This is a genomic window from Megasphaera sp. DISK 18 (assembly GCF_001682955.1).
Classification (GTDB): Bacteria; Bacillota; Negativicutes; order Veillonellales; family Megasphaeraceae; genus Megasphaera; species Megasphaera massiliensis.
This window is the reverse complement of the sequence record NZ_LUGJ01000001.1, coordinates 1-26,613: the sequence shown is the minus strand read 5'-3', so window position 1 is coordinate 26,613 and position 26,613 is coordinate 1. Positions and strand designations below refer to the sequence as shown.

Annotated in this window: 21 protein-coding genes; 17 read left to right on the top strand and 4 right to left on the bottom strand. The window is 52.4% G+C overall.

Annotated features, from left to right (window positions below; translation table 11 throughout):
* Positions 1-4: 4 nt before the first annotated feature.
* From A0U42_RS00105 to A0U42_RS00075, 7 genes are all read left to right on the top strand, one after another.
* On the top strand, positions 5-1,309 hold the full coding sequence (locus A0U42_RS00105; protein WP_065359413.1) for a folylpolyglutamate synthase/dihydrofolate synthase family protein: 1,305 nt from the start codon (positions 5-7) through the stop codon (positions 1,307-1,309).
* Positions 1,310-1,469: 160 nt separating this feature from the next.
* Complete coding sequence (locus A0U42_RS00100) at positions 1,470-2,747, top strand: O-antigen ligase (protein ID WP_065359412.1); 1,278 nt, start codon at positions 1,470-1,472, stop codon at positions 2,745-2,747.
* A gap of 89 nt (positions 2,748-2,836) precedes the next feature.
* Positions 2,837-3,472, top strand: a complete 636-nt coding sequence (locus tag A0U42_RS00095; protein WP_044504479.1) for a redox-sensing transcriptional repressor Rex — start codon at positions 2,837-2,839, stop codon at positions 3,470-3,472.
* A 133-nt stretch (positions 3,473-3,605) separates the two neighbouring features.
* Positions 3,606-4,226, top strand: coding sequence for a GTP pyrophosphokinase family protein (locus A0U42_RS00090; RefSeq protein ID WP_065359411.1), 621 nt, complete (start codon positions 3,606-3,608; stop codon positions 4,224-4,226).
* Between the two features lie 12 nt (positions 4,227-4,238).
* A complete protein-coding gene (locus tag A0U42_RS00085) occupies positions 4,239-4,916 on the top strand; it encodes a response regulator transcription factor (RefSeq protein ID WP_065359410.1) in 678 nt (225 codons plus the stop codon).
* A gap of 4 nt (positions 4,917-4,920) precedes the next feature.
* Positions 4,921-6,195, top strand: a complete 1,275-nt coding sequence (locus A0U42_RS00080; protein ID WP_065359409.1) for a HAMP domain-containing sensor histidine kinase — start codon at positions 4,921-4,923, stop codon at positions 6,193-6,195.
* A 77-nt stretch (positions 6,196-6,272) separates the two neighbouring features.
* Positions 6,273-7,301, top strand: coding sequence for a 3-deoxy-7-phosphoheptulonate synthase (locus A0U42_RS00075; RefSeq protein ID WP_369690861.1), 1,029 nt, complete (start codon positions 6,273-6,275; stop codon positions 7,299-7,301).
* Between the two features lie 47 nt (positions 7,302-7,348).
* Here A0U42_RS00075 and A0U42_RS00070 read toward each other — a convergent pair whose 3' ends face one another.
* Positions 7,349-7,759: an amino acid-binding protein gene (locus tag A0U42_RS00070; protein ID WP_065359407.1), complete on the bottom strand. Its 411-nt coding sequence runs from the start codon at positions 7,757-7,759 to the stop codon at positions 7,349-7,351.
* Positions 7,760-7,937: 178 nt separating this feature from the next.
* Between A0U42_RS00070 and A0U42_RS00065 the strand changes: the two genes are divergently transcribed.
* Both A0U42_RS00065 and A0U42_RS00060 read left to right on the top strand, forming a co-directional pair.
* The gene (locus A0U42_RS00065; protein WP_065359406.1) at positions 7,938-8,372 is read left to right on the top strand and encodes a hypothetical protein; all 435 of its coding nucleotides are present in this window, start codon (positions 7,938-7,940) and stop codon (positions 8,370-8,372) included.
* A 137-nt stretch (positions 8,373-8,509) separates the two neighbouring features.
* Positions 8,510-11,995, top strand: a complete 3,486-nt coding sequence (locus A0U42_RS00060) for a DNA polymerase III subunit alpha (RefSeq protein WP_065359405.1) — start codon at positions 8,510-8,512, stop codon at positions 11,993-11,995.
* Positions 11,996-12,031: 36 nt separating this feature from the next.
* Here A0U42_RS00060 and A0U42_RS00055 read toward each other — a convergent pair whose 3' ends face one another.
* Complete coding sequence (locus A0U42_RS00055) at positions 12,032-13,207, bottom strand: cation diffusion facilitator family transporter (protein ID WP_065359404.1); 1,176 nt, start codon at positions 13,205-13,207, stop codon at positions 12,032-12,034.
* A 239-nt stretch (positions 13,208-13,446) separates the two neighbouring features.
* On the opposite strand from A0U42_RS00055, the gene A0U42_RS00050 reads away from it, so the two are divergent.
* A complete protein-coding gene (locus A0U42_RS00050) occupies positions 13,447-14,115 on the top strand; it encodes an HAD family phosphatase (RefSeq protein ID WP_065359403.1) in 669 nt (222 codons plus the stop codon).
* Between the two features lie 26 nt (positions 14,116-14,141).
* Here A0U42_RS00050 and A0U42_RS00045 read toward each other — a convergent pair whose 3' ends face one another.
* Together A0U42_RS00045 and A0U42_RS00040 are read right to left on the bottom strand one after the other, a co-directional pair.
* Complete coding sequence (locus tag A0U42_RS00045) at positions 14,142-15,401, bottom strand: M20 family metallopeptidase (protein ID WP_065359402.1); 1,260 nt, start codon at positions 15,399-15,401, stop codon at positions 14,142-14,144.
* A gap of 19 nt (positions 15,402-15,420) precedes the next feature.
* Positions 15,421-15,948, bottom strand: coding sequence for a cob(I)yrinic acid a,c-diamide adenosyltransferase (locus A0U42_RS00040; RefSeq protein WP_065359401.1), 528 nt, complete (start codon positions 15,946-15,948; stop codon positions 15,421-15,423).
* 155 nt (positions 15,949-16,103) lie between these two features.
* On the opposite strand from A0U42_RS00040, the gene A0U42_RS00035 reads away from it, so the two are divergent.
* The 7 genes from A0U42_RS00035 to A0U42_RS00005 all read left to right on the top strand — a co-directional run bounded on the left by A0U42_RS00035 (position 16,104) and on the right by A0U42_RS00005 (position 26,489).
* Positions 16,104-17,534: a CCA tRNA nucleotidyltransferase gene (locus A0U42_RS00035; protein WP_065359467.1), complete on the top strand. Its 1,431-nt coding sequence runs from the start codon at positions 16,104-16,106 to the stop codon at positions 17,532-17,534.
* The gene (locus A0U42_RS00030) at positions 17,527-19,497 is read left to right on the top strand and encodes a penicillin-binding protein (protein WP_255304062.1); all 1,971 of its coding nucleotides are present in this window, start codon (positions 17,527-17,529) and stop codon (positions 19,495-19,497) included. The genes A0U42_RS00035 and A0U42_RS00030 overlap by 8 nt, the downstream gene beginning before the upstream one ends.
* Positions 19,498-19,533: 36 nt before the next feature.
* Entirely contained in the window at positions 19,534-20,385 is an 852-nt protein-coding gene (locus tag A0U42_RS00025) for a bifunctional 5,10-methylenetetrahydrofolate dehydrogenase/5,10-methenyltetrahydrofolate cyclohydrolase (protein WP_065359400.1), read from the top strand.
* 17 nt (positions 20,386-20,402) lie between these two features.
* The gene (locus A0U42_RS00020; protein WP_065359399.1) at positions 20,403-21,569 is read left to right on the top strand and encodes a class I SAM-dependent methyltransferase; all 1,167 of its coding nucleotides are present in this window, start codon (positions 20,403-20,405) and stop codon (positions 21,567-21,569) included.
* 327 nt (positions 21,570-21,896) lie between these two features.
* Entirely contained in the window at positions 21,897-25,427 is a 3,531-nt protein-coding gene (nifJ, locus tag A0U42_RS00015) for a pyruvate:ferredoxin (flavodoxin) oxidoreductase (protein WP_065359398.1), read from the top strand.
* A gap of 167 nt (positions 25,428-25,594) precedes the next feature.
* Complete coding sequence (locus A0U42_RS00010) at positions 25,595-26,176, top strand: histidine phosphatase family protein (protein ID WP_065359397.1); 582 nt, start codon at positions 25,595-25,597, stop codon at positions 26,174-26,176.
* Position 26,177: 1 nt separating this feature from the next.
* Positions 26,178-26,489 (top strand): GNAT family N-acetyltransferase, encoded by a 312-nt coding sequence (locus A0U42_RS00005; protein ID WP_255304061.1) that lies wholly within the window; start codon positions 26,178-26,180, stop codon positions 26,487-26,489.
* Positions 26,490-26,613 lie beyond the last annotated feature (124 nt).

The window sequence follows — 26,613 nt, the reverse complement described above, 5'->3', positions numbered from 1 at the left end:
TCTCATGACATACGAAGAAGCAATACACTATTTAGAAGCTGCCAATGTCTTTGGCATCCAGTTGGGACTCGGGCGCATCCAAAATCTCTTGGAACGCCTGGGGAATCCCCAAAACAAATATAAGACCATCCACGTTACCGGTACCAACGGCAAGGGATCGGTGACGGCCATGATCGCATCGGCCCTCACGGAAGCGGGTTTTAAGACCGGTCGCTACACGTCGCCTCACTTGGAGTCCTATACGGAACGGATACACATCGACCATCACGACATTTCTGAGGATGACTTTGCTGCTGCCGTAGCCGTCGTCAAAGACGCCGTGACGGCCATGGTAGCCGACGGCGGGGAAGGGCCGACAGAATTCGAACTCATTACGGCGGCCGCCTTCTGGTATTTTGCCAGCATCGGCGTCGACTATGCCGTCATCGAAGTCGGACTGGGGGGACTCCTCGATTCGACGAACGTCATCGTTCCGGCCGTGTCGGTCATCACCAACGTGGCTATGGACCACATGAAATACTGCGGCAATACGATTGAAGCCATTGCCGAGCAGAAGGCGGGCATCATTAAAGAAGGGGTGCCCGTCGTCACGACGGCCGAAGAGCCGGCACTATCGGTCATCGCCCGCAAGGCCTATGCCATGCATAGCCGGCTTTATGCCCTTGATCACAGCTTCGACGTCGTCGGCAATGCCGGTCCCGAAGACCCGGCGACAGGCCAGATGGTGACCGTCCGGGAAAAATTCGGCTTTGCCATTACGACGGTCCTGCCCTTATTGGGGAAACACCAGCGGATCAACTGTGCCGCCGCCGTCATGACCTTGCTCCTCTTGGCCCGCCATGAGAAAAAGCTGACTCGGACGGCCCTTGAAAATGGTATCCGCCATGTCGAGTGGCCCGGTCGATTCCAAGTCTTTAAGGCCGGCAACACGGATGTCGTCCTCGACGGCGCCCATAATCCGGCCGGCATTACGACCTTCTGCAAGACCTATGAAGACGTCTTTGGAGACCGCAAGCGGGTCTTCCTGTTTTCGGTCTTAGCCGACAAGGATTACAGCCAAATGGTACGGGAACTCTTTCACGAAGATGACTACGTCGTCTGTGCACCGGCACCGACGCCGCGGACATCGGATCCGAAGGAGATGGCAGAACTTGTGCCTTGCAAGGCCGACTGGGCCGAAAGTCTTGCCGAAGGGCTCGATAAGGCCTTTGCTGCCGTAAAGCAGGGGCAAGTCCTGTGCATCGTCGGATCCCTCTATATCCAGGGAGAGGTACGGGCGTACCTTCGGGAACGGTATCAGCTGTTCTAAGCCATCTCGTCTGCTTTAAAAAAGGCGCTGCCGATCGTTTTTCAGACCGGTCGGCCGAATATAGAAAGGGAGTGTCTCCGTGGGGGGCACTCCTTTTTCGTTGCGTCGGAGTGGACCTTATGATAAAATAAAACATATATTTACGGAGGAGCGAACCTATATGAAGTGGATGATACGAACCGGCAGTACGCCTGCTGAGCGGGCACGGCTGCGCGTCGTCTATGCCCTGGCCGGGACTGTTTTTTTTATGCCCTTAAATCTTTTTGTGATGGAGGGCTTTTTCGTCGTGGCCTTGCTTCTCGGTCTTTATTATATGATGCGGTACCCGCGCCTGCCTCTTCGAAAGGGGCCTCTTTCCATGCCTGCCGTCGGGTTTGCCGTCGCCGCTTTTTTGTCGCTCATCGGCTCGCCCCATTTTTTCATGGGAACGGCATTCTACATCTTTACGGTTCTGCAGTATATCCTACTTTATTACGGCATCTTGGTCTTTGTGCACCGTTCGTGGGAACGGAGGATGCTCTTTTCGGCCCTCTTGTTCAGTGCCTTTGCCGTCGCCTTGTACGGCCTGTATCAGTATGCTCACATGCTGGTCCTGAATAACGCCGAATGGGTCGACGAGGCGGCTTTTCCGCTCCTGCGCCGCCGCATGTATTCGACGCTGTACAACCCCAACTTGCTGTCGGCCTTCCTGTTGATCGTCATGAGCGCTTCAGCATCGATGATGATCTGCACCCGCCATTACTGGCACCGGGTCATGTACTTGGTGCTCCTGGCCATCCTGACCCTTTGCCTGGTTTTGACCTACTCCCGCGGGGCCTGGCTCAGTGTCGGCGCCTTGGTCTTTTTCTTTGGCCTTTTTTGGGACAAGAGGGTATGGTTCCTCTTTTTGGCAGCGCCTTTGATCGGTGCCTTTTATCATGGCGGTGTCGCCGACCGGCTCTTATCGATTTTTAGCCACAGTGAAGCCGATACGTCTGTTGCCATGCGTATGGATATGTGGGAAGCGGCCATTGCTATGTTTCTCGACCATCCGCTGTTCGGCATCGGTTGGGGGGCTTTTAAACACGTTTATCCCGTGTACAATGAACTGATACAGGAAGCGGGCATCGTCATCTTCCACGCCCATAATATGTATCTCAATTTCTTGGCGGAAACGGGGCTGGTCGGTACCTTTTTCGGCCTGTGGTTTTTCTTCGGAAATGCTTGGTACGCTATTCGTTACGTAAAAGATCATCACGTTCGGACTTTTGACCGGTCCCTTTCCATGACCTTGGCGGCGTCCGTCCTGTCGCTTTCCATCAGCGGTATCAGTGATTACGATTTGTTCAGCACGCAAATATCGCTGACTTTTTGGCTGATGAGTGCCCTCTTCGCCAATATGTTCGGGGAACTATGTGAAAAAAGTAATAAAAACAGTTTGCGAAATAATTCACAATGATATATAATAGGCATGTGACTATTATCACTAGACAAGATTGCTTATAGCTATAGGGAATAGCTGGGGACATAGTTGGAGGGTTACTATCCATGAGACAGAAAAAGGCAATATCGGATGCTGTCATCGAACGGTTGCCGCTGTACTACAGGGACTTGCTATTACTGCAAGATGCGGGAATCGATATCATCTCATCCGAAAAATTAGGGGAACGCTTAGGCATCACACCGGAACAGATTCGCAAGGACCTTACCTGCTTTGGTGCTTTTGGAAAAAAAGGCGTCGGTTATTATGTCAGTGAATTGTGTCAACAGATCGTGGAAATCATCGGTTTGCAGCAGCATTGGAAAGTCGGCATCGCCGGCATCGGCCATCTGGGCTGGGCCTTGGCGAACTATAAGACCTTCGGTCGTCTGGGTTTCCGGACGACGGGCCTCTTCGATGTGGACCATCGCATTATCGGCCAAAACGTCGGCGGTGTCGAAGTCACGCCGATTTCTGAAATGGGGGACGTCATCCGCCGCGAAGGCATCCAGATCGGCATCATTACGACGCCGGCAGCTGTTGCTCAGCAGGTGGCAGATCAAATGGTCGATGCCGGTATCCGCGGTATTTTGTCTTTCGCACCGCTCAGATTGACCGTTCCTGACGGGATTTTCGTCTTTCGAGAAGATTTGTCCATCGGCCTGAGCCGTATTTCATACTATCTGACCAATAAGACAGAATGAAGATCGTTGCGAAACGATTGTATAAACTTTCATAAAAGAATTTAAACAGTATCTAAAAAGGATGGTGCCCGTGTGCGGCACCGTCCTTTTTTATGGTATAATACTCGTACTAGTTAGTGAATGAGGTGATTTTATGGACAGCACATCCATTTATGGTGCATATGAACCGGCTCTCGAGTCCGTAATGCAGGACCTTATCGGCCGTATCCGGGCCTATAGCAGCGATACCAAGAAAAAGACCGGTGAAGCCGCTTACGAGCATTTGATCTACCGCCTGAAGGGCGAGGCCAGCATGCGGGAAAAGTGCGACCGCAAAGGGCTGCCCCAGACAGCACAGTCGGCGCTCCACCATATATACGATGCCATCGGCATCCGCATCGTCTGTTGTTTTCTCGACGATATTTATCGAGCCATTGATTTTTTGAAGAGTCAGCCCGACATTCGCGTCGTCGAAGAAAAAGATTATATCCGCAACGTCAAGCCCAACGGTTATCGCAGTTATCATCTGATTTTAGAACTGCAGGCGCCCTATGAAGATGTAACCGGCGCTAATCCGGGCCGCTTTTACGCCGAAGTCCAGCTTAGGACCATTGCCATGGATTCTTGGGCCAGCCTGGAACACCAGATGAAGTACAAGCAGGATATCAAAAATCCTCAGCTCATCGTCCGGGAATTGAAGCGTTGTGCCGATGAACTGGCGTCGTGTGACGTGTCCATGCAGACCATCCGCAATTTGATCCATGCACAAGAATAAGGGGGAATGAAGATGCGCCTTCTCTTAGCGGAAGATGAAAAAGAAATGTCCGCGGCCCTGGCCGCGATTTTGACTCATTCGGGCTATGAAGTCGATGCCGTCTATGACGGCCAGGCAGCCGTCGATAAGGCCTTGGTCCAGTCCTATGACTGTATGATTCTCGACATCATGATGCCGAAAAAAGACGGCGTTCAGGCCCTGCAGGAAATCCGGGAAAAAGGGGACATGACGCCGGTCCTCATGTTGACGGCTAAGGCCGAAGTCGATGACCGTATTACCGGCCTCGACGCCGGCGCCGACGACTACCTGACCAAACCTTTTGCTATGGGAGAACTCCTGGCCCGCCTGCGCTCGTTGACGCGGCGATCCCAGTCCTTTACGCCGGCGAAGCTCCACGTCGGAGCCGTTAAGCTCGACGTGGATGAACAGGAAATGGTCTGCTGCAGCTCCATTCGCTTGGCTAATCGAGAAACGAAGTTAATGAAGTTTTTCATGGCCAACGTCGGCAAACCCTTATCGACGGAGCAAATTTTCGACAACGTCTGGGGCGATGAAGGTGACGTCGACGACGGCATCGTCTTTATGTACGTCTCCTATTTACGGGAAAAACTGGAAGCCATCCAGGCCGACATCGAAATCGTCGGCGAAAGAGGCCAGACCTACTTGCTCTCGGTAAAAGAAAGGAAATAGGCTTATGAACATGATCAAGCGCTTGCGCCGCAAATTTCTCATCATGGCCGTCATCGGCGTCCTGGTCGTCGTCGGCGGGGCCTTAGGACTCATCAACGCCATTGCCTATATGCGCATGAACGCCCAGGTCATGTCCGTTTTGACCTATATCATCCATAATGACGGCGCTGTGCCTCAGAAAATCGGCGGTGACGACAGCAGTTTCTTCAGCGATCCGTCGTGGACCGAAGAGACGCCGGAATTTGCCTATCAAATCCGTTTCTTCAGCGTCCTCGTCAACGGCAACGGTTATGCCGAACACATCGACATCCAGCACATTGCAGCTTTTTCTCAGCCGGAAGCCATCGAATACGCTCGAACGACCGTCGAAGAGTCGCGCGAGACCGGGCAGAAACAGGGATTTTTCAAAAAGGGACGGGCGACCTACGCCTATATGATAAAACCCAATGACGACGGCAGTTTCCTCATCGTCATCATGGACGCCACCCGCGATGCGGCGGCCGTTACGTCCTTTATGCGCTACTCGGCCTGGTTCGGCTTCGGCTGCGTCGTCGTCTACATCCTCATTTTGGCCGCCCTCTGCAACATAGCCATACGGCCCTTTGTCCAGAATATGGAGAATCAGAAGCGGTTCATTACCAATGCCGGCCATGAGCTGAAGACGCCCATTGCCATCATTTCCGCCAATGCTGAAGCCATTGAGATGCTGAACGGCCAAAGTCAGTGGACGGACAGTATCTTAAAGCAGGTCCGCCGTCTGTCGAATCTCATTCAAGATTTGATCCTGTTGTCCAAAATGGGCGAACGGTCGCAAGTGGATCTAGTCATTACCGACGTCAACTTCTCGGATACGGTCAAAACCGTGTCGGACTCCTTCCAGCAGCTGGCTATTGACGCTGAAAAGACGCTGACTACGGCTATTACCGACAATGTCAGACTCAAAGGCGACAGTAAATGCCTGTATGAATTGGTCAATATCCTCGTCGACAACGCCGTCAAATACTGTGACGACGGCGGCAGTATCGAAGTGGCCCTGCGCCGGTCACGGCTGGGAAATGGCGTCGTCCTCGACGTGTCCAATACCTATGTCGACGGGGCCAATGTCGACTATTCTCGCTTCTTCGAGCGGTTCTACCGCGGCGACGTGTCCCACAACAGCCAAAAGGCCGGCTACGGTATCGGCTTGTCCATGGCTGAGGAATTGACCAAATTGATGGGCGGAAAGATATTTGCGACCTATAAGGGAGATCGGATTACCTTTACGGTCCGTCTGGGATAATCTTTTGTCCGACAACGGCAGTATCTGTGCTATAATGAGGACGTGACGAATTTTACTCAGGGGGGAAGACTATGGAAATGCAAATGGAATATATTCGGAAACTGCCGGAACCGCAGGAATTGATGGAACAATTCCCTATGGATGACGGCTCAAAGGCTGTTAAAAGGCGGCGTGATGAGGTCATCCGAAATATCCTTGCCGGGAAGGATGATCGATTCCTGCTCATCATCGGTCCTTGTTCTGCCGATAATGAAAAGGCTGTTCTCGATTACATCCATCGCCTGGTCAAGGTACAGGACCAGGTGAAAGACAAAATCTTCATCATTCCCCGCGTTTATACCAGCAAGCCGCGGACCATCGGCGTCGGCTACAAGGGGATGCTCCACCAGCCTGATCCGGAAGGGAAGGAAGACATGCTGGGCGGCATCATGGCTATCCGCGAACTCAACGTACGGGTCGTCCGGGAAACGGGCTTTACCTGTGCCGAAGAAATCCTCTATCCGGAAATTTTCCGCTACTTATCGGACCTTTTGTCCTATGCTGCCGTTGGCGCCCGCTCCGTGGAAGACCAAGTTCACCGCATGATTGCCAGCGGTGTCGGCATTCCTGTCGGCATGAAAAATCCCACGTCCGGCGACATTTCAGTCATGCTCAACTCGATTGAAGCTGCTCAGCATTCCCAAAATTTTCTTTTCCGCGGCTGGGAAGTCCGGACGACCGGAAACCCCATGGCTCACGCCATTCTTCGGGGCTACGTCGACAGCTTTGGCAATAGTCTTCCAAACTATCATTACGAAAACCTTCAGCGCCTATATGAAGCCTACGGAAAACGGGACCTCTCCCATCCGGCCGTCATCGTCGATGCCAACCATGCCAATTCGGGAAAACGGTATCTCGAACAGATACGCATTGCCAAAGACGTCCTTCAGAGTCGTCGCCATGCTGCCGATATCAAAGACCTCGTAAAAGGCCTTATGATCGAAAGCTATCTCGAAGACGGCTGCCAGAAAATCAGTGACGGCGTATACGGCAAGTCGATTACTGACCCTTGTCTCGGTTGGGAAAAGACGGAACGCCTCATTTACGACATGGCCGACGTATTATAGAATCTGTATTCCCAACAAAAAAAGTCATCCTCATGGATGACTTTTTTTTAGAATGTATCGAGGAGACGATAGCCTTTGCCTCGCAGGAAGGTTTCCGTTTCCATTTCCCGGGTCTTGAAGATGGCTACCGGCGTTGCCGTCTGGCGGTTGTAAGAAATGTACAAGTAGTCGATGGCGATGTTGGCCTGGCAGAGATGGTCGAGAATTTTATCCAGGCAGCCCGGCGTATCGCCCATTTCGACGGCGACGACGCGGTCCATATGGCACTGGTAACCGGCTTTTTTCAGCTCTTGGACGGCCAGTTCCGGATCGGTAACGATGAGGCGGATGATGCCGAATTCGGCGCTGTCATTGGCCAGCATGGTGTAGATGTTGATATTGGCATCGGCCAAAATGGAGGTCATCTTGCGCAGGGTGCCCTTGTTGTTTTCAGCGAAGACAGAAACTTGATGGAGCATGAAATAAGAATCCCCTTTCACGATAAATTATATAGATGTGTTCTTATTTTATCATAAAAATATAAGTTTGTACCAGAAAAAGGGAAGTTCCCCTCGAAATCAGGTAAGAAATCTGCCGGTCCATATCGAATCGTGTTATAATAGAAAAAAGAGTGCGAATCGGATGGGAGATGGGATTATGCCCTTTTCTGTATTTATTACGCTGTTCGTCATCATGCTGGGGTTGACGAAACTGTATATCTGGATCTTCAATATTACGGAACCGATGTATGCCATCGGTGCGGCGGCCCTGACCCTGGTCGCCCTGTATTTGGCTCTCTTGCCGGGGATGAAGAAAAAGGCCGAAGCCGAACAAAAGGCTGAAGCTGAAAAAAAGAACAAGGCTTTAAAGGCCCTTCATGAACGGCCGTCAGTGCCGAAAGACGACCATCCGGATACGGGGACCGATGAAGCCTTCATGGCAGCCTTTACGGCGTCGATGATCTACCATGAAATCCATGGCCATCACCGGAGCCGGGAAGAACGGGACTATGACGGCAACTGGGATGCACCGGACGATGACAGCTACTATGCCGATCCTTATGAGGAACGGCATGACGATGACTTTTTCTGAGGTTTGTATGAAGGAGACCGTTTGCCGACGGTCTCTTTTTTGGCGTCCGTCTGTATATCAAGGCCGGAATATGATATAATGATAAATCACTAGCAACAGGCTATTTTGACCGAGTAGGATAAGGGAGGATTTTGGGGATGCGGCCTTTTGTTCATTTACACGTTCATACGCAGTACAGTTTATTCGACGGGTTGTGCAAGATTCCCGACATGGTATCGCGAGCGAAAGAACTCGATATGCCCGCTGTGGCCATTACCGATCACGGCAATATGTACGGCGTCATCTATCTGTACCGGGAGGCGAAAGCCCAGGGCATCAAGCCCATCATCGGCTGTGAAGTCTATATGACCCGCGGCAGCCGTTTCGAGAAAAAGACCAAGGAACGGCTCTGCCACCTGGTGTTGCTGGCCAAAAACAATCAGGGGTATCACAACCTTATCAAGATTGTGTCCAAAGGTTTTGTCGACGGGGAAAACAACTATCACAAGCCGCGAGTCGACTTCGATTTGCTCGAGCAGTACCACGAAGGCCTCATTGCGACGACGGCCTGCATCGAAGGTCAGGTCCCGCAGGATATCCTCAACCATAACGAGCAAGGGGCTCGGCGCTCTTTGGAACGACTGGTATCGATTTTTGGCAAAGAAGATTTTTATTTAGAAGTCCAGAATCACGGCATTCCTGAAGAAAAGACGGTTCGTACCGTCTTTAAGCGCTGGTCACAGGAATTTGGCCTGAAATTGGTGGCGACCAACGACTACCATTATATCGATCAGGCCGATGCGCCGGCTCAGGAAATCAAGCTCTGCATCTCGACGGGCAGCACCCTCGATGACCCGTCTCATTTCCGATTTTATAATAATGAATTTTATATGAAGAGCGGCGATGAAATGGCCGACCTCTTTTCGGATATGCCCGAAGCCCTGGATACGACTTTGGAAATTGCCGATAAATGCAACGTCGATATCTCCTTTGACGACCGCCACCTGCCGCAGTTCCCCGTACCGGAAGGCGAGACGGACTCGTCCTATCTGCGAAAGCTCTGCGAACAGGCCCTTTCTGAAAAGTACGATCCCATTACGCCGGAAGTAAAGGAACGCCTCGATTACGAACTGGGCGTCATCGATACCATGGGCTTTCCGTCGTACTTCCTCATCGTCTGGGACTACGTCAAGTACGCCCGCGACCATGAGATTCCCGTCGGCCCCGGCCGCGGTTCGGCAGCCGGATCGGTCGTCGCCTACCTGTTGGGGATTACCGGCCTCGACCCTTTGAAGTACAATCTCCTCTTTGAACGATTCTTAAATCCTGAACGAGTGACCATGCCGGATATCGATATGGACTTCTGTTATGAAAACAGAGGTCGAGTCATTCAGTACGTTACGAAAAAATACGGCATCGACCACGTCTCGCAGATCATCACCTTCGGGACCTTGGCGGCCAAAGCCGTTTTGCGTGACGTCGGCCGCGTCCTCGACATTCCCTTAAGTGAAGTGAACCGCATCGTAAAACTGGTGCCTAATGAATTGGGCATGACCCTTGACAAGGCCCTGCAGATGAGCAAAGAGTTCCGCAGTGAATACGAGTCTAACGATACGGTCCACCGTTTGGTCGACTTCGGAAAATCTCTCGAAGGCTTGGTGCGCCACTCGTCGACCCATGCTGCCGGCGTCGTCATTTCGGCGGCGCCCGTCGACGATTACGTGCCGGTCCAGCACTCCAAGGAAGGCGACCTTACGACGCAGTATGAAAAGGATCTCGTCGAAGACCTGGGACTGCTCAAGATGGACTTTCTCGGCCTTAGAACCTTGACTGTCATCGGTGATACGGTCAAGATGATCAATAAGAACTACGGCATCGATTTCGACATCGATGCTATTCCTCTCGACGATCCGAAAACGTGTAAGCTTTTGACCGAAGGCGATACGGCCGGTGTCTTTCAGATGGAATCGTCTGGGATTACCAACCTGGTCAAGGAACTGGCGCCGAAGCATTTTGAAGACATGATTCCGCTCGTGGCCCTGTATCGCCCGGGCCCCTTGGGCAGCGGCATGGTCGATGACTTCATCAAGGGTAGTCACGGTCAGAAGAAGGTTACCTACCTGCACCCGAAGCTGGAACCGATCTTAAAGGATACGTACGGCGTCATCCTCTATCAGGAACAGGTCATGCAGATCGCCTCGGCCTTAGGCGGCTTCTCTCTCGGTCAGGCTGACTTGCTGCGTCGGGCCATGGGCAAGAAGAAAGAGTCCATTCTGGTCGCCCAGCGGGCTAACTTCCTCGAAGGGACGCGGAAGAATAACATTTCTGATGAAGTCGCCAACAAAATTTTCGACCTCATGGTCTATTTTGCCGGCTACGGCTTCAATAAATCCCACTCGGCAGCCTACGCTTACGTTGCCTGGCAGACAGCCTACCTCAAGGCCCATTACCGGGCTGAGTTTATGGCAGCGACCATGACCAGTATGATCAACGATAGCAGCAAAATCAGCTACTACGTCGCCGAGTGCCGCCGCCACGGCGTCAAGGTTTTATCGCCGGATGTCAATGACAGTGTCTCCATGTTTTCCGTTCAGGACGGAGCCATCCGCTTCGGTCTGTCCGGCGTCAAGAGCGTCGGCGGCAACGCCATCGATGCCATCGTGAAAGCCCGGGAAGAAGGCGGCCCGTTTTCGTCCCTCGGCGACTTCTGCAGCCGCGTCGACTATCACTTAGTCAATAAGAGGGCCCTGGAAAGCCTGATTAAATGCGGCGCCATGGATTCCTTCGGCAAGAAAAGGTCCCAGCTCATGGCCGTCATCGATCAGGCTGTGGCCATGGGGTCCCTCAGTCAAAAAGACTATGCGTCGGGCCAAATCGGTCTCTTTGACGATACGGAAGAGGTCATGACCGACCTCGAATACCCCGATATCGAGGAATATCCCATTGAAATGCGGCTGGCCATGGAAAAAGAGTATGACGGTTTCTATTTCAGCGGCCACCCTTTGAGCAAGTATCAAGAAATCATGGATAAGCTCAGCCCCTTGTCGCTGCTCTATGGAGAAGACGGGCGCCAGTATGATGGGAAGATGCTTCGCGTCGGCGGTCTGATTACGGCGAAAAAGCAGGTCATGACCAAGCGTAATGAGCAGATGGCCATCATCACCCTCGAAGACTTTACCCACGCCGTGTCGGTCGTCGTCTTTCCCAAGACCTACGGCCGCTATCAGCAGTCCGTCGCCGTCGATATGGCCGTGTCTATTCGCGGCCGGGCCGATATCAACGACGACAGCATCCAGATTTTAGCTGAAGAAGTACAGCCTCTCGGTCAGGAAACGGCAGCGCCGGCAGCACAGCCGGCACCGGTCGCATCGGCGGCTTCTGCCAGAGCTGCCGGAGACTACTGGCAGCCCGGTATGGGAACGAAACTCTTCATCAAGATTCCGGCCCATCTTGAACGGACTGACCTTGCCGGCCGTATCGGCAAGGTTCTGAAACAACATCCGGGCCAGGTCAAAGTTTATTTCCACCTCATGGGCAGCCGCAAGACGATTCTGACCGACGAACAGTATTGGGTCGAAACGACGGAAGAATTGCGTCAGCCCTTGCAGTCCATGCTCGAACCACGGTCTTTAGTCGTTAAATAAATAAAAGGTGAAGAAGGAATTCCTTCTTCACCTTTTTTATTGCGGGTCGGCGATGATCTGGGCCAAGACGACGCGGTACTTGTCGTTGTACTTTCTCATGCAGGCGTTGATTTCCCGGCGGATACGGGCGATGTTTTCTTTATTGTATTCGTCAGGCGGGACGTGGATGTCGCAGATGATGTTCAAGCGGGCGTTACCGGAGGTCATGCGCAGGTGGTCCGTATGGTAGCGCGGGTATTTTTCGTGGACGATGTGGTCCAACACGTGGCGGATGGCGTCGATTTTATCGGGATCGGTACACAAGGGATCCATGTGGATGTTGAGGTCCATTTGGTAGCGGTCCTTTAATTCGTCTTCCAATACGTCGAGGGCAGCGTGGACGTCGGCCAGGTTGGCCGTGTCCGGGACTTCGGCGTGAATCGTGCCGAACATCCGACCCGGGCCGTAGTCGTGGATGCGGATGTTGTGGACGCCGACGACGTATTGGTACTTTAAGGCGCTTTCTACGATGCCGTTGATGAGCTCCGGATCCGGCGCCTTGCCGAGGAGAATATTGATGACGTCCTTGGCAATGCCGTAGCCGGCGTACATGATCATGAGACCGATGGCTGTACCGGCCGCTGCATCGACGGGGAGGGTCGTAAACTGCTGGGCGATGGTCGTGACTAAGACGCCGGTCGTTGCGATGGCATCGGTGATGCTGTCGGCGGCGGTTGCTTCATTGACGCTGGAATTTATCTTCTTTCCGATATAACGGTTGTAGACGCACATCCAGACCTTGACGGCAATGGAGATGACGAGAATCCCTAAGCTCCAGTAGGAGAATTCCATGGCTTCCGGCTCGAAGAACTTTCCAATCGACGTTTCGCAGAGCTTATAGCCGACGACGAGGATGATGATGGCAATGGTAAGGGAGGCCAGGTATTCAAAGCGGCCGTGGCCGAAGGGATGTTCTTTATCGGGCGGACGGTTACTCAGTTTGGCACTGATGATGGAAATGAAAGAGGAACCCATGTCGGTCAGGTTATTGAAGGCATCGGACAAAATCCCGATACTGTTGCTGGCCATGCCGACGAGAAATTTGCTGACGAAGAGAAATAGATTACAAATGATGCCTAAGACGCCGCCGAGGATGCTGTACTGTTCACGGACTCCTTTATTGTCTGTGTCTTCATAGTTTTTAATGAAGCGGCGGATGATAAATTCAGTCATATCGATTCACCTGACTTTCTGATTTCCTCTATTATAGCAGAGTTGACGCAAGATACAAGAGATAATGAAAATGCAAATGAGAATAATATAAATGCGAAAAAATCATAATATTATCGAAAATGGGAATAATTATTACCTCTATAGAAGGGGAAATTGCAATTCCCTTTAATTTCGATATAATAAAGGGGAAGTTCAGAATTATGGTTGCAAATGAGGACCATTATACACAGGGAGGAAGTATGGACAGAAGAAAAGCTTTAATTTTTGATATGGATGGGACGATGTTTGATACGGAGCCCATTTTCTACCGTTTTTGGCGAGAGATATCGGCCCGGTACGGCTATGATTTGGATCGAACGGTCTATGATAAGATCGCAGGTCGCGACAATGTGAGGACCCGCTTTGTTTGTGAAGAGGCTTTCGGGCCGGACTATCCTTATGACAAGGTGTGCCAAGAAGAAGTGGCCCTGCAGATGGACTATTATCGACATCACGACATCCCTTTTAAACCCGGTCTCTGTCAGGTTTTAGACTATGCCCGAAGAGAAGGCCTCCTTTGCGCCGTTGCCTCTTCGTCGCCGCCGTCGATGATTGAATACTTATTGGAGCGAAAGGGAATTGCGTCTTTTTTCGATGTCGTCCAGAGTGGGGAAGAAGTGCCGCACGGAAAGCCTGATCCGGATATCTTCCTCATTGCTTGTGAGAAGCTTGGTGTCTTGCCGGAGACGGCCTTGGTCATGGAAGATTCAGAAAACGGCATCTTGGCAGCCCATCGGGCCGGAATTCCGTCCATTTGGATTCCGGATATGGTTGAAATTGATAAAGAGGTGCAGGCCATGGCCTGGCATATTTGTCAAAGCCTTGCCGAAGTACCGGATCTCCTTGAAAAAAATACGGCCCGGGACTGATTGTTTTCAGTCTCGGACCGTGTCGGTCAAATGTTGCGGGCGACGAGTTTTTCAAGGGGCTCGTCTGGTCGTTTGAAGGGAATGTCCGGCTTTTCTTTTAAATAATCGAGGGCAAAACCGAGGCAGGTTGCTGCTCCGTAGGGCAGGCCGTCTTCATCGAGGTCGAATTCCGGCGTATGATGATTGGCGCCGCAGCCTTTTTCTTTATTTTCGATGCCCGTAAAGATCAGGACGCCGGGGTAGAGGCGAGCCGTGAGGGCAAAGGTTTCCGACGCCATCCAGGGCTGGCAGTCCGTTAAGACGTCGGGGCCCAGATACTTTTTGACGGCCTCGCGGGCGATACCGACGCAGGTAGGATCATTTTGGACTTCGAATAAGGGGTCGGGCATGTGCAGAATCTCATAGCTGCACCCATAGGTTTGGCAGGAATTTTTTAGGATGTCCTGAAAGGCTTCGTAAAAAGCTTTTCCGGCATTGTCGTAACTGAAGAAACGCGACGTTCCCGAAAAGGTCAGGGAATTGGGGATGACGTTGAGCGTATCGCCGCTGTGCAGGCTGCCGACGGAGAAGGTCAGGCATTCCTTGGGCGGGACGATGCGCATGCGAAGGGCCTGGAGATTGCCGTAGATATCGTGGAAGCAGTCAATCGGGCTCTGGGCCAAGTCCGGTCGGGAGCCGTGGCCGCCGTGGCCGTCGATGCGGATTTCAAAGCCAAAACCGCCGGCCATGGGTGCTTCGTCGCAGATGGCGATTTTCCCTGCCGGAATGTCCCAGCGGACATGGGTGGCATAGCAGGCGTCCACTTGCCACGGGCTCTCTGTTTCGAGGTAGCGCAGTAGGTATTCAAGGGGGCCGGAGGCTTCTTCGCCTCGTTCAAACATGAAGAGGATCGTGCCATCCCACTGATCCTTCCAGCGGTGTAAGAGCTTAGCGGCGACGAGCTGCATGGCCATGTGGCCGTCGTGGCCGCAGGCGTGCATGACGCCGTCGTGGTGAGAGCGGCAGACACGAGGGACGGAGAGATTCTTTTCGCCCTCCGTAATGGGCAGGGCATCGACGTCGGCCCGAAGGAGCAGGGTCTTTCCCGGGGCCTTGCCGTCAATCCAGGCGATGAGGCCGCCCTTGTCGACGATGTGGTAGGAGATACCGTATTCATCGAGTTTTTGGGCAATATAAGCAATGGTCTGGTCTTCTTGTTTTGATAATTCCGGATATTCGTGGAAATGGCGGCGCAGGGCGATGAGTTCTCCCTGTTCTTCTTTTACGGCTTCAAAGATATTGATCACGTGAGATTCCCCCTTTTGGTTATTCTTCGATTCCCTCACGGGCCGGGATGCCCCGGTCGAAGGGATGCTTTATCTTTTTGATTTCGGATACGTAGTCAGCGAGATCCACGAGGGCCGGACTGGGATTTCGTCCGGTCAGGACGACTTCGGTTTTTTCGGGCTTTTCTTGTAAAAAGCGGAGGACTTCCGCCTCCGGTACCAAGCCCAGGGCTGAGGCGCCGATGAGTTCGTCACAGACGACCAGCTCGGGTTTTTGATCTCGGCAAAAGGCACAGACCTTATGGAATAAAGCCGTTTGTGCTTCTTTCGTCTCTCGTTTCTCGTCATCGGTCATTTGAAAGGTGAATTTAAGGATGGCCTTGCCCCGAAGGACGGTGATGGCCGGAATTTTCTGTAGGGACGTGAGTTCGCCTGTGGGCCGCCCTTTTAAAAACTGGGAAAAGAGGACGCGTCCCCCGCGGCCGGCACAGCGCAGGGCCAGCCCTAATGAGGCCGTCGTCTTGCCCTTGCCGTCGCCGCAGTATAGATGTATTAAACCAGTGTCCAAGAGATTACCTCCTTTTTGTGTTCCCTGGCGGACTGTTATGTTCACCTTATGAGTGAATTATATCATAACGATAGGCTATCAGATAGTGGTCAGTACCGTCTATTCGTGTTATAATATAACATCATTAATTTCTAAAGGAAAGGAGGGCCGGGATGATGGAAGAACGAGCGCATCAACTGCTTATGGCACTGGAAGATGCCGGGTTTGAAGCGTATGTCGTCGGTGGAGCTGTCCGTGATCTGCTCATGGGACGGACGCCTCATGATTACGACATTGCAACGTCGGCCCGGCCTGACGATATCCGCCGCGTCGCTGAAGAAAAGGGCTGGCATACGGCGGAAATCAACGCCGAAGCCTTTGGCATCGTCGTCGTCGTCCTTGAGGGACAACCCTTTGAAGTCGCTACTTTTCGCGGTGAATCTTACGGTGCTGACAGCCATCGGCCGGAATCGGTTTGGTATGCCGATTCCCTTCGCGAAGACGTACTGCGCCGCGATTTTACCGTCAACGCCTTGGCCATGGACAGAAGCGGTGAGATTTACGACTATGTCGGCGGCCGAAAGGATTTGAAGAAGAAACGGCTGGTTACTGTCGGCGATCCCGTGCGTCGTTTTCAGGAAGATGCCCTGCGCCTCTTTCGCCTGTGCCGTTTTGCCGGTCAGCTCGATTTTATGGCCTCCAAGGAAACCGTAGCTGCCATGCCGTCGGCCTTTGACCGCGTTTCCGGATTGTCCCTTGAGCGAGTCGTCAGTGAACTTGACCGACTGATGGTGACACCGGCTTCTTTTCGCGGCTTGGATATTCTTGTACGCAGCGGCCTTGCGGCCTGTTCGTGCCGTCAAAAAGAAAATGGGGTTTATACGGCGATTCCTATCCTGCCGGAATTAGGCCACTTGCCCGATACGCCCCAGTCGAAGCCTTTCCATCTTTTTGACGCCTGGGCGCATACCTTGGCGACAGTGGCTCATACGCCACCCAATCTGACTGTTCGCTATGCCGCCTTATTTCATGACATCGCCAAGGGCCTGCCCGGCATCCGCGGTGAAAAGAAAGGCCGTTATACCGATTACTGCCACGATTCGCTGGGGGCCGATATGGCCAAAGAGATTTTGCTGCGCTGGCGTAAGAAACCGGCCTTTGCCGACCGCGTGGCCTGGCTGGTCAAGACCCATATGAAATTTCACTTTTTTGCCAATACGGCTGAAGGGGATGTCGACAAGTGGCTTCGCCGCGAAGCCCTGCAAGGGCCTTTTCACCGGACGGAAGAATTGGCTGAAGCCATCCGCCAGGCGACGGCGCTGTCCGTCGGCGATATCATCGGCTGCGGCCGGCCTGACTCTAATACGGAAGGGACGGAATCCTTTGGCGAGTATATGACCATGCTGGCAGAGGCCATGCCGGTCAGTACGAAGGATCTCGTCTATGACCGCCGCATTCCTGACCTGTGTCGGAACCGGACCGGTCAGTGCCTGCGCATCCTGTTGAAACGGGTTCAAAATAAGGATCTCGTCAACGATGCCGATGCCTTGGCGGCGGCAGCCCGGCGCTGGATGGAACGCCATGAAGGGGATGCAAATCATGGATAATACCGAAAAAAGAGAGAATCGCTATATCCGTTTCCATATCGCCGTCTGCGTTTTCTTGATGATGCTCCTTTCTGCAGCTGTCCTGGGCGCCCTTTTTTATCATCAAGTCCTTCATCATGATGATATGATGGCCATGGCGGAGATGCAAAGTGAGACCGAACGGAATCTTCAATCGCCGCGAGGCATGATCCTCGATCGCAACGGCAAGGTTCTGGCTATCAGCGAAATGTCGAAATCGCTCTACGCCGATCCGACGATGCTCAATGAGCCGCCGGAAAAGGTGGCGAAGCTTTTGGCACCGTACCTTCGCATTTCTCAGGATGAAATACTGCGGCGCCTTAAAGAAGATACGGCCTTTGTCTGGCTCGACCGCCAGATGGACCACGATAAATACGAAGCTGTCGAAAACATCATCAAGACTGAAAAACTGCACGGCCTCGTCTTTCGCGATGAAAACCGTCGTTTTTATCCTAACGGCTCCATGGCGGCTCAGGTCATCGGCTTCGTCGGCGATAATGACCGCGGCCTCGATGGTATCGAAATGATTCTCGACGATGAAATCCGTGGCAATAAGCAGACCTTCCGCCTTCAGACCGACAGCAATAACATTCCGGTCTTTGACTCGGCCTTGAAGAAATTCCTGCCCGATAAAGAACGGTCGGTCAGCCTTACCCTTGACAGTACCATTCAGTATCTGGCTGAAAAAGAATTGGACGGCATTATGAATCGAAACAAGCCGGAAGGGGCTGCCATCATCGTCATGAATCCCAAGACCGGTGAAATTTTGGCCATGGCCAGCCGGCCGACCTATGATTTGAATCATTATGGCAAGGGCGATAAAGAATCGTATCGGAACCGGGCCGTCGTCAACGTTTATGAACCGGGCTCGACCTTTAAGCCCCTCATGGCCGCGTCGGCCCTCGATTCGGGGAAATGGAGCGTCAGTGACGTCTACCACGATACGGGTTCCATTCAGGTAGCCGATCGGACGATGCATAACTGGGATGAGAAGGGCCTTGGAAATGTCACCCTTCGAGAAATCATTATGTACTCTATTAATACCGGTATGGTCCACATTGCTGTAAAAGCCGGCGGAAAATTGTTGACCGAATACGCTCACCGTTTCGGCTTCGGTTCGATTACGGGCATTGAACTTCCGGGCGAACAGGAGGGTATCCTGTTTTCGCCGAGTACCATGTCCATCGTCGATACGGCCTCCATGGGGATTGGCCAGGGGATCGCCGTCACGCCGCTGCAAATGGTCCAGGCCTTCAGTGCGATTGCCAATGATGGCCACATGATGAAGCCTTTTATTGTAAAAGAAATCGACAATCCCGACGGATCGGTTTACGAAAAGAAAGAACCCGTTGAAGTCGGTCAGCCCATTAAGGCGGAAACGGCGGAAACCATCAGTAAATTTATGGGAGAAGAAATTTCTTCCGGCGGCGGCCAAAATGCAAAAATAGAAGGATATACCTTTGCCGGTAAGACCGGGACAGCCCAGAAGAAGACGGCTGACAGCACGGGCTATGCCGAAGGGCAGTATGTCGGTTCCTTCATCGGCTTTGGTCCTGTAGAAGATCCGCAGTTCCTGGTTTTAATCGTCGTCGATGCACCGAGCGGTGTCTATTACGGGGCTCAGGTTGCAGCCCCGGTCTTTAAGGATTTGATGACGGAAATCGTTCGCATGAAAGGCCTGCGGCCGACTTCCGATACAGGACTTAAGCCTTTGGCTCCGTTGGTTACGGCGCCGCCGCGAGTCATCCCGCCTGTCCATCAGACAGAAGACGGGGTCCTCATCCCGTCGTTTATCGGTTGGAGTACGCGGGAAGTCAACGACTGGCTCAATGAAGCCGGGTTGGGATTTGTTCCTAAAGGCATGGGAAGTGCCGTTCAGCAGGATCCGAGGCCGGGAAGCTATGCGCCATCCGGAAGTGATGTGACGGTCACCTTCAAACGCTGACCGGATACATCATCATATTCTAATAGGGGGAATATCATGCAATTACTTAAGGGGAAAGACGTAGCTGCCTTTCATAGCCATCGTATGGCCCAACAGATACAGGCCGTTCGGGAGAAAATGGGGATTGATCCCGAACTTGCTATCGTCGTCGTCGGTGATGATGCGCCGTCGGCCATGTACGCGGCGTCGATGCAAAGGACAGCCCGTTCTGTTGGTTTGAAAGCCTCTATCTATCGAGAAGCGGCCGATATTAGTGAAGCGGATCTCCTAGCCCTTATCGATAGGCTCAATGAGGACCCGATGGTCTTTGGCATCCTGTTGATGATGCCACTTCCAAAATCAATTGACAGTCAGTGCATCATCAATCGCATCGATCCGTCAAAGGACGTCGACGGCCTGACTGATGCCAACATTGCCAATCTGTATACGGGAAGGGCAGGATTTGTACCCTGCACGCCTCAGGCTGTCATGGCTATCCTCGATTATTATCATATTTCGCTGAGCGGAAAAGAAGTGGTTATCGTCGGCCGCAGTAATGTCGTCGGAAAACCCTTGTCCCAGCTTTGCTTGCAGCAAAATGCGACGGTGACCGTCTGTCATAGTCGGACGAATGATCTCAAGGCCGTCTGCCAAAGGGCCGATGTTGTCATAGCAGCGGCCGGTAAGGCCGGTCTTGTCACCGGCGATATGATAAAACCCGGTGCTGTCGTCATCGACGTCGGCATCAACCGCGTCGACGGTAAGACCGTAGGCGACGTCGCCTTTGATGACGCCGCTCTTCGTGCCGGAGCCATCACGCCCGTTCCGGGCGGTGTCGGCGCCGTGACGACGATGATGATTCTTGAAAACGTCGTCTGCGGCATCGCCCGGATAGCAACTATTTTATAACAGAGAGGGGAGTATCTATGAATATTTTAGATAATTTTCTAGTTCATTATTTACGTCGCTTCGATAGAGATTGTTTTACCGTACGACTTCACGATAAGACTTATACCATTGGTGAAGGAACGCCCTTGTTCAATATTGTCATCAATAAAGACATCCCGAAGAAAGAGCTCTTGGCCTCGACGTCACTGGCCCTCGGTGAAGCCTATATGCGCAAAGACGTAGAAATCGAAGGCGATTTATTTACGGCCCTGCGCTGCCTCTTGTCGCAAAACAGCCAGTTCTCGCTGGACAAATCCTTCTTTAAACGCCTGCTCTATCCGTCGGAATCGAAGGCGGCTCAGAAACAGCAGGTTTCGTCGCACTATGACTTAGGCAACGACTTCTATGCCAAATGGCTCGATCCGTCCATGAGCTACTCTTGCGCCTACTTTAAAAAGGACGACGACACACTGGAACAGGCTCAGCACAATAAAGTCCACTATATTTTGGAAAAACTGGCCCTTGAAGAAGGGATGACCCTCCTCGATATCGGCTGCGGCTGGGGCTACCTCCTCATCGAAGCCGCTAAGAAATACGGTATCAAAGGCTATGGCTGCACGTTGAGTAAGGAACAATGGAAGAAAGGCCAGGAACGGATTGAAGCCATGGGCCTTCAGGATAAGGTTCAGATCGACCTCGTCGATTACCGCGACCTCGTTGCCGAAGGCCGCCAGTATGACCGCATCGTCAGCGTCGGCATGCTGGAACACGTCGGTCGTTCCAATTATCCTTTATATATGGAAACGGCCAGCCACCTCTTAAAAGACGGCGGCATGTTCCTGCTCCACTACATCAGCGGCCACGACGAAAGCATCGGCAACCCGTGGATGAGAAAATACATCTTCCCGGGCGGAACCTTGCCGTCGCTCCGTGAAATCGTAAGCCTTGCTTATGACAATGACTTCCAGGTCATCGACGTCGAAAGCCTGCGCCGTCATTACTACAAGACGCTGATGTGCTGGTTCGACAACTTCCAGAAGGTTCGCGACGAAGTCATCGCTGCCAGAGGCGAAGAATTTGCCCGCATGTGGGACCTCTATCTCTGCGGCTGCGCCGTCTCCTTCTACATCGGCAACATCGATCTCCATCAGATCTTGATGACCAAGGGCAGTAAGAACGACCTGCCTATGACTCGTTGGTACTAATGGACTTCAATAGTACTTCTTTGTAAAGCGAGAAAAATCGAATATCCACTGAGAGAGGACCTTTTGTGACACAACTATCACAAAAGGTCCTCTCTTTTGGCATAAATATGCCTGCTGCGGCAGACTTCCGGAGTGGACGTACCATTTCAACTATTTACGTAGTGTTTACGTAAAACGTATAACTATACACATATCGATGATAAAATGGCATTAACACTATGCTTGACTTTTATAGCTCCAACGACTATACTAAAAGCATAGAAACGTTAAACGTTATACGAGTCCGGATTAAATTTATGTTCATTTTAAGAAAAGGAAGTGTACTTTATGATTAAGCAAATCGTAAAAACTTTGGATGGTAACGAAGCTGCGGCACACGTGGCCTATAACTTTACCGAAGTCGCAACTATTTACCCGATCACTCCGTCGTCTCCGATGGCTGAACACGTTGACGTATGGGCAGCCAACGGCCGTAAGAACTTATTCGGCCAGACCGTTAAGTTGGTTGAAATGCAGTCCGAAGCCGGTGCTATCGGTGCCGCTCACGGCGCTTCCGAAACGGGCAGCCTCTGTACCTCCTTTACGGCATCTCAGGGCCTCATGCTGATGATCCCGGTCATGCACCGTCTGGCCGGTGAATTGAAACCGATCGTCCTGCACATCGCCGCTCGTACGGTAGGGACCCACACCATGTCTATCTTCGGTGACCATTCTGACGTTATGGGCTGTCGCAACACCGGTTGGGCCATGCTCTGCAGTGCCAGCGTTCAGGAATGTGCTGACCTCGCAGCTGTCGCTCACTTGGCAACGATCAAAGGCCGCGTACCGTTCATGCACTTCTTTGACGGTTTCCGGACGTCTCACGAAATTCAAAAGATTCAGATGCTGCCGGCCGAAGAATTGGGAAAATTGATCGACCGTAAAGCACTTTATGATTTCAAACACACGGGCCTCAACCCGGAACATCCGGTCATGCGCAGTACCGTTACCAATCCGGATATGTTCTTCCAGTCCCGCGAAGCTAACAACCTCTGGTACCAGCGTCTGCCTTACATTGTTCAGGACTACATGGATCAGATCGGTGAACTGACGGGCCGTCCGTACCATCTCTTCGATTACTACGGGGCTCCCGATGCTGAACACGTCGTCGTCGCTATGGGTTCCGTTACCGGCGCCATTCAGGAAACGATCGATAAACTCAGCAAAGACGGCAAGAAAGTCGGCTTCCTCCAAGTACGTCTCTATCGTCCGTTCTCCCTCGAACACTTCATGAAAGCTATGCCGGATACGGTCCGCACGATTACCGTTATGGACCGCACGAAAGAACCGGGTGCCTTGGGCGAACCGCTTTATGAAGATGTTTGCGCTGCTGTATCTCACATTAAACAGGACGTTACCGTTTTAGCCTGTCGCTATGGCTTGTCGTCGAAAGACGTTCCGCCAGCAGCCATCAACGCCGTATTCAACAACATGGAAGCCCTCCAGCCGAAGAACCACTTCACCTTGGGCATCATCGATGACGTAACCCATCTCTCCATGCCGGATATCCCCATTGCCGTCGATACGGAAGGGACAATCAGCTGCAAGTTCTGGGGCTTCGGTTCTGACGGTACTGTCGGTGCCAACAAGAACTCCATCAAGATCATCGGCGATAATACCGATATGTACGTCCAGGCTTACTTCGAATACGATACCAAGAAATCCGGCGGCGTTACCAAGTCGCACCTGCGCTTTGGCACTAAACCGATCCGGGCTACGTACTACGTAAAAGCGGCTGACTTCCTGGCATGTCATAAACAGGCTTACATGGACACCTATGACATCGTCAGCGAAATCAAAGAAGGCGGCATCTTCCTGCTCAACTGTAACTGGGATAAAGCGGACGTCGCCAACCACCTGAGCAACAAGGTTAAACGCCAGCTGGCTGCAAACCACGTAAAATTCTACATCATCAATGCGACTAAGATCGCCGAAGAAATCGGCCTCGGCAGCAACCGTACCAATACGGTCCTCCAGGCAGCCTTCTTCAAACTGGCTAACATCATGCCTATCGATGATGCCGTTAAACATATGAAAGACGCTATCGCTAAGACCTATCTTGCCAAAGGCGAACAGGTCATCTCCATGAACCAGGCAGCTGTCGACCGTGGCATCTCTGACCTCGTCGAAGTCGAAGTCCCGGCAGAATGGAAAGACCTCCCGTCCGATCCGGTCGTCGAAGATACGCGCAACATTCCTGACTTCATTAAGAACGTCGTCGAACCGTCGAACCTTCAGATTGGCGATTCGATCCCGGTCAGCGAATTCGTTCCTTACGCTGACGGTTCCTATCCGCTGGGCACGACGCAGTACGAAAAACGCGGTGTCGCTTCCAAGGTTCCTGAATGGGATGTCGACAAGTGCGTTCAGTGTAACCGCTGCGCCCTGGTCTGCCCGCATGCTGTCATCCGTCCGTACCTCTTGACGGCTGAAGAAAAAGCCAACAGCCCGGAAAGCTTCAAGACCAAAAAAGCCATCGGCAAAGGCCTCGAAGATTATGAATTCCGCATTCAGGTTTCACCTCTCGACTGCTATAGCTGCAGCGCCTGTGCAAACGCTTGTCCGGCTAAGGCTCTGACCATGAAACCCCTCGATACCCAGCGTCATGAAAGTGAAAACTTTGACTATGCCCTTACCTTGTCGGTAAAAGAAACGGGTCTCGATAAATTCTCCGTTAAAGGCAGCCAGTTCAACCAGCCGCTCCTCGAGTTCAATGGTGCCTGCGCCGGCTGTACCGAAACGTCTTACATGAAGCTTTTAACGCAGCTCTTCGGATCGCGCATGATCGTTGCCAATGCAACGGGTTGTACCCAGGCTTGGGGCTCTGCTATGCCGAGCATTCCGTACACGACGAACCACGAAGGCTTCGGTCCGGCTTGGTCGAACTCGGTCTTTGAAGATAACGCCGAATTTGCCCTCGGTATGTCCCTCTCTATGGATCAGCAGCGCGAAGCGATCATCCTGAAATCGGAAGAACTCCTGCCCTTGACGGAAGGCGCTCTCCACGATGCCATCCAGGCTTGGCTCGATTCCATCGGCGTTGCCAACGAAGGTGAAGTTACAGAAGGCATCAGCCGGACGTACCTCAAAGAATTGATGGCAGCTAAATTGACCGGCAAAGCCGCCGATCTTCAGAAAGACATCTTGGCTCATAAAGAACACGTCATCAAGAAGACGATTTGGATGTACGGCGGCGACGGCTGGGCTTATGACATCGGTTACGGCGGTTTGGACCACGTCATGGCTACCAATGCCAACGTCAACATCATGCTCGTCGATACGGAAGTTTACTCCAATACGGGCGGTCAGTCGTCCAAGGCTACGCCGATCGGTGCTGTCGCTCAGTTCGCAGCTTCGGGCCGTAAGTTCAACAAGAAAGATTTGGGCCGTCTGCTCATGACCTATGGCCATATCTATATCGCTCAGGTCGCTCTCGGCGCTGATGCCAACCAGCTCATCAAAGCTGTGAAAGAAGCTGAAGCTTACAACGGTCCGTCCATCGTCATCGCTTACGCACCTTGCATCAACCACGGCATCAAGGGCGGCATGGGTAACGCACAGAACGAAATGAAACGCGCCGTAGAAGCCGGTTACTGGCACCTCTACCGCTACAACCCGCTCCTCAAGGAAGAAGGAAAGAATCCGTTCATCCTCGATTCCAAGGAACCGACCCAGTCCTTCCGCGATTACCTCCTCGGCGAAACGAGATACGCAGCCCTTACGCGTACCTTCCCGGAAATTGCCGAAGAACTCTTTGCCAAGGCCGAAGAATTTGCTGCTAAGAAATACGAAGTATACAAAGAATTGGCCGATAAATAATGTTTGCACGACTATAGATTTGCTCAGTCTATAGATTCACGCTCAAAACCATATACATACCCCAAGGCGAAGGCTGCTCCGGCAGCCTTCGTTTTGTATGGGGCTCCTTTTTCCTTCCAAAGAACGCACAGTTTGTGATACAATGAAACAGAAAGCAGGTGGTTACTATGAAGAGGATATGGCTCATCCGCCATGGCGAGAGCATTGCCAATGCCGGTGAAGCGACGGACGATCACAAAAGTATTCCTCTGTCCGAATTGGGACTGAAACAGGCTCAGGCCCTGGCCCTGCAAATACCGAAACAGCCGGATCTCATCGTGACCTCACCGTATCTTCGGGCACAGCAGACGGCCATGTATACCATAGGCCGATTTCCCGATGTGGCCACGGGGATTTGGGATGTCGTTCATGAATTTGTCTATTTGGCGCCGGCCACTTGTGTCGGGACGACATCGGCCCAGCGGCGGCCCAGAGTCATCGACTATTGGCGTAATCTCGATCCCGATTACGTCGATGGGGAAGGGGCCGAAAGCTATCGGAATCTCATCGAGCGCATTCAGCGGACACTGGCCCTTTTGAAGCGGCGCCCGGAAGAATTTATTGTAGTCTTTACCCATGCCCAGTTCATACGGAATTTTCTCTTAGTCTATGAAAATCCGAACCTTCCCGTCGAGGAGTATATGGCAGCCTTCCGGCGCAGCCGTTCGGTCCGCAACGGGCAGATCATCGAGGTTACCATGAACTGGTAGGTTGGTTTTTCATCATCCCTTGCGAAAGGAGTGTTTTAACATGGAATTACAATACAGTGACCATAAGATTTGGATCGAAAATGAACAGGGAAAGGTCGTCGGTGAAGTCGATTTTGTCCAGCGTGACGACGGCAACTATGACATCGTCCATACTTTCGTCGATGACAGCCTGCGCGGCCAAGGGGCTGCCGGAAAATTGGTCAAAGCCGCTGCCGATGAAATCCGTAAGCGCAATAAAAAGACGGCGACCAGCTGCACCTATGCCCAAGCTTGGTTTAAGCGCCATACAGAGGAACAGGATCTCTTAGGATAGTAAACGACGATAGTCGCCTCCACCCGTAAAACGGGTGGCTCGACGGACGGCTATAAGCCTTTGTTGCTGAAAGCCAGCGTCTCAAGGCGCTGGCTTTCACTTTGTTGGCGCCGAATAGGCATGA